5 protein-coding genes are annotated in these 6,498 nt (G+C 72.4%); 3 read left to right on the plus strand and 2 right to left on the minus strand.

The genetic code is table 11. The features are described 5' to 3' along the window. Window positions 1-118: 118 nt before the first annotated feature. Window positions 119-1,141, plus strand: a complete 1,023-nt coding sequence (locus ABT360_RS34925; RefSeq protein ID WP_351825724.1) for a PHP domain-containing protein — start codon at window positions 119-121, stop codon at window positions 1,139-1,141. A gap of 371 nt (window positions 1,142-1,512) precedes the next feature. Here the strand turns inward: ABT360_RS34925 and ABT360_RS34930 are convergent, their stop codons facing one another. Together ABT360_RS34930 and ABT360_RS34935 are read right to left on the minus strand one after the other, a co-directional pair. After that, window positions 1,513-2,253, minus strand: a complete 741-nt coding sequence (locus ABT360_RS34930; protein ID WP_351825726.1) for a class I SAM-dependent methyltransferase — start codon at window positions 2,251-2,253, stop codon at window positions 1,513-1,515. Between the two features lie 666 nt (window positions 2,254-2,919). Further along, window positions 2,920-3,960, minus strand: coding sequence for a hypothetical protein (locus ABT360_RS34935; RefSeq protein ID WP_351825728.1), 1,041 nt, complete (start codon window positions 3,958-3,960; stop codon window positions 2,920-2,922). A 192-nt stretch (window positions 3,961-4,152) separates the two neighbouring features. Between ABT360_RS34935 and ABT360_RS34940 the strand changes: the two genes are divergently transcribed. Both ABT360_RS34940 and ABT360_RS34945 read left to right on the plus strand, forming a co-directional pair. Continuing rightward, complete coding sequence (locus ABT360_RS34940; RefSeq protein WP_351825730.1) at window positions 4,153-4,983, plus strand: MmyB family transcriptional regulator; 831 nt, start codon at window positions 4,153-4,155, stop codon at window positions 4,981-4,983. A gap of 245 nt (window positions 4,984-5,228) precedes the next feature. Then, window positions 5,229-6,212, plus strand: a complete 984-nt coding sequence (locus tag ABT360_RS34945; protein WP_351825732.1) for a glutathione S-transferase family protein — start codon at window positions 5,229-5,231, stop codon at window positions 6,210-6,212. The last annotated feature ends 286 nt before the right edge of the window (window positions 6,213-6,498 follow it).

A 6,498-nucleotide genomic window follows, 5' to 3' on the forward strand; every position in this document is an offset into this window, starting at 1 on the left:
GGAGGAGGGAGCCACTGCGGAGCATTGGCGACCGACGACAACGCAGCAGATGCGCGTGCCAGGGCTCGCGAGCCCGGCAAGATCCGAAAGACACGACCTAGCCGAGGAGGCACATGCGATGGACCCCGTCGAGGCACTGGACCGGATCGCCTTCCTGCTGGAGCGGTCGCAGGCGCCGACGTACCGGGTGAAGGCGTTCCGTACCGCGTCGGCGGCGCTGTCGGCGCTGGGCGAGGGCGAGGCGGCCGAGCGGGCGCGGGCCGGGACCCTGGAGCAGCTGAAGGGCGTCGGTCCCAAGACCGCACAGGTGGTGCGGGAGGCGCTGGCCGGTGACGTACCCGCGTATCTGGCGCGGCTGGAGAGCGAGGCGGGGGACGCGCCGGAGCGGGGTACGGCGCTGCGGGCGGCGCTGCGCGGCGACTGCCACCTGCACTCCGACTGGTCGGACGGCGGCAGCCCGATCGACGCCATGGGGCGGGCCGCGGCGGCGCTGGGCCATGAGTGGGCGGTGCTGACCGACCATTCGCCCCGGCTGACGGTGGCCCGCGGCCTGTCGGCGGAGAGGCTGCGGGAGCAGCTGGACGTGGTGGCGGAGCTGAACGAGACCTGGGCGCCGTTCCGGCTGCTGACGGGCATCGAGTGCGACATCCTGCTGGACGGCTCGCTCGACCAGGAGGACGAGTTGCTGGACCGGCTGGACGTGGTGGTCGCCTCGGTCCACTCCAAGCTGCGGATGGACGCCCCGGCGATGACCCGGCGGATGGTGAGGGCCGTGAGCAATCCGCTGGTGGACGTGCTGGGGCACTGCACGGGCCGGCTGGTGGGCGGGAGACGGCCGGAGTCGCAGTTCGACGCGGAGCGGGTCTTCGCCGCGTGCGCCGAGTCGGGGACGGCGGTGGAGATCAACAGTCGCCCGGAACGCCTGGATCCGCCGCGGCGGCTGCTGCGGCAGGCCGTGGAGGCCGGGGTGTTCTTCGCGGTGGACACCGACGCACACGCGCCGGGGCAGCTGGACTGGCAGATCCTGGGCTGCGCGCGGGCCGAGGAGTGCGGCGTACCCACCGACCGGGTGATCAACACCTGGCCGGCCGAGCAGTTGCTCACCTGGACCCGTACGCGTGAGGCGCCGGTCGAGGGGTGACGGCGACGCGGCCGGTCCCGGGCGCGGGCTTCCGTGCGCCGCCGCACGGAAGCCGGCAGTCCCCTTCCTGTCCCCGGCCACGCGTACCGACACGTTGGCGCGGCCGTCGCCGAGGGTGGCATCACCCAAGGCGTGACCCAAGGCGTCTCCGGAACGCGCTGTGCGGGTGTCCCGCAAGTCCCGTGGCACAGCCGATTCCTGGTCCGCCACCACCAGCCGTGCCGGTCGCCGGGCCTCACCATGCGCGCCGCGCCCCCGCGCCCCCACGGCAACGCGGCAAGGCCACACTGAGCGGCCGGGACCGACTTCCGGCGGCCCGGCCCCTGTTCGGGCGCACTCGGGGGCGGGCCACCGGGATGTCCGGTGGGTCGTCAGGCGCGGCAGCGCAGCATTTCCAGCGGGGGGTTGGCGTGGAAGTCCGCCCAGAAGTCCTCCCCGAACTCGCGCATGCCCGCTTCCGACACCGTCAGCGGGACCCAGGTCACCTCGGTGAATCCGGCTGCCCGCAGGCACTTCTCGTAGACCTCGCGGCGCGGGAGGTTGGCGACGAACGAGACCGGCGGGTCGAGCAGCGCCGTGGTGCGGACCTGCGGTCCCGTCTCCACCTCCGCACCGGTGAGCTCGCTGCGGAAGCCGTACCTCTCCGGGGTCGGCCCGTCGAAGCGGAAGTCGGGCGACTGGTTGAGCAGGAAGAACTCGCCGCCGGGCTTCAGGCTCCGGTGCGCATTGCGGCACATCCGCTCCGTGGTGGCGATGTCCTCCGCGTAGTTGAGCAGCTGGACCCCCAGGACGATGTCGAAGCGCTGCTCCAAGGGCCGCAGTTCGGCCACGTCACCCACCTCGTAGCGCACCCCGAGCGGGTCGCGCTCCTCCAAACCCTGTGCCACGGCGACCATTTCACTGGAGATGTCGATTCCGAGCACCTCCGTGGCGCCGCGCCGCTTGAACTCCCTGCTGTAGAAGCCTGTGCCGGAGGCCAGGTCGAGGACCGACTTGCCGCGCACGTCCCCGACCATCGCCAGGAAGCCGGGCACCACCACGTACTGCTCCAGCGGCAGGGCCTTGAACCCCTCGTAGGCCTCACCGATCTCGTCATACTGCTGCGCACTCATCGTGCAGTCCTCCCCGTGCGTCGACATGCCTTGGCCGCGGCGCCGTCTCCCGGGACACGCCGCGACCTCTGGCTGGCAGTCTCTACGGGTCCCGGCACGCCGTCGTACTGGCAGAAGCCACAAAGATCGGGACTTCGCCCCGGCCTCCTGTACAGGTGGGAGGGCGGGCCAGGACCACGGCCACCGCGGTGCCGTCGATGACGGGCCGGGTACTGGACGAGCCGGTCTCCGCGAGGTCCGGGCCGTCGGGGCTGGGAGCCGCCGACGGCGGAGCGGCCGTCTCCGTGGGCGGTGCGGAGGGCGCCCAAGACGGGCCGGCACCGGCGGGTGGAGGCGCGCTGCTGGGAAGGCGAGTTGAGGCCGCCCTATCACGGGGGACGTACCGATGATCCGGTGTGGCGGCCCGGAAGGCCCTGGCTCGACCTTGCGGTATCCACGCGATGCCCGGCAGGACACGCTGCCCGTGCCCTGCGTTGCCCGTTTCTGGCATGAGGCGCGGACAACGCCCCCCGTAATAGCGGTTTCGTGGACCGGCCGGCGCCCGGAGGGCAAGCCGATCAACCCGTCCAGGATGCAGCAATCCTCCGGGGATTTCTTCTGATGCTTCTTCGGTGAAAAACCTCGGCCATCGCCGGGCCTCCGCACGGGGGCCGACTGGCCGGATCGTCACTCCCCGGGCCCGGCCGGCTCGTCCGCCATCCGCCGGCGCTCGGCGGACAGGGCCCACTGGTAGGAGAGCGCCGCGAGGGTGGGGGCGCCCCAGCGGGCGCGCAGCACTCCGAGCTCCTTGGTCAGGGTGCGCAGCCCGATGCTCAGGCGCCGGGCGGTGATGCGCTGGTCGACTCCGGCCGCCGTGTCGATGAGGATCTCGCGCTGACGGTGCGTCAGCCCGGCCCGGCCGTCGGGGGTGGCTCTCCGGGGGTCGCCGTGCCAGATGTCGGCGCGGCGCCACGCGTCCTCGAAGCCCTCGGCGATGAACGCCACCAGCGCCCGGTCCATCACATGCCAGGCGGTGTGCGTGGGGCTGGAGCCGACCACGTGGTCGGGGATGAACGCCTGGCGCCGGTCGACGACGACGCAGCTCTGGAAGGGCGCGGCCAGCGTACGGAACCGGGCGCCCCGGGCGGTCAGCCGGGTCACCCGGTCACGGGTCGCCGGGTCGTCCCGTTCGCCGTCCCGGTACAGGGTCCGTACGCTCACGCCGCGGGCCAGGGCGCGGGCGTCGCGGGAGAGTGCGGCCTCCATGGCGTCGGCGCCCCGCGGGCCGAGCGGCTGGGCGGTCAGCAGCTCGGTCTCGGCCTGGCTGACAGCCTCGCCGATCCGGGCGCCGACCTGTTCGGCCTCGGCGAGGAACTCGCTGCCCGAGCCGGAACGCCACTTGGCGCGCTCGAAGTGCAGGGCGAGCTCGTCGGCGACACCGGGCACGGCCGCCACGCCGGCCGCCCGGGCGGCCAGTTCGCGCAGCCCTTCGTCGAGCCGGCGCCGGCCCGCCTCCTGGGGGTCCAGGGCGATCGGCGCCTCGGGCCGGTCGGGGTCGACGGCGACCAGGTGCCAGGCCAGCAGTTCCCGCAGTGCGGGGCCGTCCGCCGGGCCGACGGACTCGCCCCTGGTGATCCCGGCGTACAACGCCTTGGCGGCAGCCGACAGACCCTCCCGCCCGTCGACGCCGGCGCCGGAACCGGCGCGCGCGGAATAGTCCTCGTCCATCCTTCTCGCCCCCGTTTACGCCTGCGTGTGTGCGCCGTGCGCATGTACGCACCACGCGGACGCTTGATCGCTGACGTACGACGGGCCAGCGTACCGGTGTGGCCCTTCCGGGCTGTTTTCCCGGATCGGTCCGCGGCACACCACGGCGGCCACGGCACAACCGGCGGCCGCCCCCTGGGGGAAGAAAGCGTCATGGACAAGCTTGCACTGCGTCTCCTGCTCAGTGAGCGCCGGGCGTCGATCACGCCGGAGAGCCAGGGCCTGTCGCGTCCCACACGGCAGGGCAGGCGGGCTCGCGGGCTGTCCCAGGCGCAGATCGACCAGATCCTGCACCGCGCCCCGGACACCTACGGCCGCCTGGAGTCCGGCCGTTACCCGAACCCCCCGGTCGACCTCCTCCAGGACGTGGCGCGGCTGTTCCGGATGAACGAGCAGGAGTGGATCGCGCTGTGGCGGTACGCGCTGGGCCAGGATCCGCCCCGCCCGCTCGACTTCCGCTCCGGCGAGGAGGTCCCGGCCGTGTGGGAGGAGATCCTCGCCTGCGTCTCCCACCCGGCCTACATCAACGACCGTTCGTGGAACGTGCTGGCCCACAACGGCCTTTTCGAGGGACTCTTCCCCGGCCGCCGGGTCCCTGCCAACGCCATGCGGTGGATGACCGTCGAACCGGACGCCCGCACCGTCCTGACCGACTGGGAGACCGCGTGGGCGCCGGTGGTGCTCCCCCAGCTGCGCGTCGCGCTCGCCGCCGACCCGTCCGACAAGACCCTGTGCGCCATCGAGCAGGACGTCCTGGCCGACCCGGTGGCGGCTCCCCTCTACGAGTCGGCGAGTGCCTACAGCCACCTCGACGGTGACGAGCGCCCGTTCACCCACCCGACCCTGGGCCAAGGGTGGGTGACCATGTGCGCCGCCCAGCCGCTGGCGGCCCCCGGGTCCCGGCTGATCATGCTGGTCTTCCACCCCGGAGCGCGCCGCCGCCGCGGCCGTCCGAGCGCGCTGCGTGCCCAGGCGGACGGCTAGGGCCTCTCGTTCGGATCTTGCTGGGCTCGTGACGCCTGGACACCGCACCCTGATCCAGCCTGATCCAAACGAAAGACCCTGGGTCCACCGGGCGCGGTGTTCGGTCGTGGACGGATGCCTGCCGCCCGTTGCCTTTCCCCGACGAGGCTCGGGACCACGGCCGGCGCAAGGAGTGACACCCGGCCCGGGGCGGGTACCCGACCGCACGTCTTCCGTCGTCTCCATCGCCAGGAAGGGCGGGCGCCGTGCGCGATTCCACCGAGTTCACGCGGTCCGCGAGCCGTTTCGCGGACCGGATCACCGCCGACGGCAGGGACGGCTGGCCGGTCGAGGCCGGGCGGTACCGGCTCGTCGTCAGCCGTGCGTGCCCCTGGGCGAGCCGTTCGCTGGTGGTGCGGCGGCTGCTGGGCCTGGAGGAGGCCGTGTCCGTGGCCGTCGCCGATCCGGTGCAGGACGAGCGGAGCTGGCGCTTCACCCTGGACCCGGACGACCGGGACCCGGTCCTGGGCATCGGGTTCCTGAGCGAGGCGTACCAGGCCAGGGAGAAGGATTACGACGGCCCCGTGAGCGTTCCGGCGATCGTCGACGTACCGAGCGGCCGGCTCGTGACCAACGACTACCAGCGCATCACCCTGGACCTGTCCACCGAATGGCGGGCCCTGCACCGCGAGGGCGCGCCGGACCTCTACCCGGAGGCGTTGCGGGACGAGATCGACGAGCGGATGGAGGGCATCTACCAGGACGTCAACAACGGCGTGTACAAGGCCGGGTTCGCCAAGAGCCAGGAGGCCTACGACGCGGCGTACGCGCGGCTGTTCGCCCGGCTGGACCAGGTGTCGGAGCACCTGGCCGGGCAGCGCTACCTGGTGGGCGACACGATCACCGAGGCCGATGTCCGGCTGTTCACCACGCTCGTCCGGTTCGACGCCGTCTACCACGGTCACTTCAAGTGCAACCGCAACAAGCTCACCGAGGACCCGGTCCTGTGGGCGTACGCACGGGATCTGTTCCAGACGCCCGGCTTCGGCGACACAGTGGACTTCGACCACATTAAGCGGCACTACTACGTGGTCCACCAGGACATCAATCCGACGCGGATCGTGCCACGGGGCCCGGACCTGCGTGGCTGGCGGGCCCCGCACCACCGTGAGGAGCTGGGCGGCCGCCCGTTCGGCGACGGAACCCCACCGCCTCCACCTCCCTCCGACGAGGTCGTCCAGCCGCTGTAGGGGGCCGGGACGCCCGACCGCGCACGGCGTCGCCGTAGCGGCCGCGCAGACGAGGTCACCGTCTTCAGCGCACACGACCCATGGGGGTTTGCCCGCCTCGTTGCCCTCGCGGGCCAGGGTCTTTCGTTTGGATCAGGCTGGATCAGGGAGTGGCGTCTGGTGCCGTGCATCGCAAGGCGGAGGAGGGGGTCCCCCCGCCGAAGGCAGGGGGAGGAGCCACTGCGGAGCATGGGCGACCGACGACAACGCCGCGAGGTGCGGTGTCCAGGCGTCACGAGCCCAGCAA

The sequence above is a fragment of the Streptomyces sp. NPDC000229 genome (assembly GCF_040300825.1).
Taxonomy (GTDB): Bacteria; Actinomycetota; Actinomycetes; order Streptomycetales; family Streptomycetaceae; genus Streptomyces.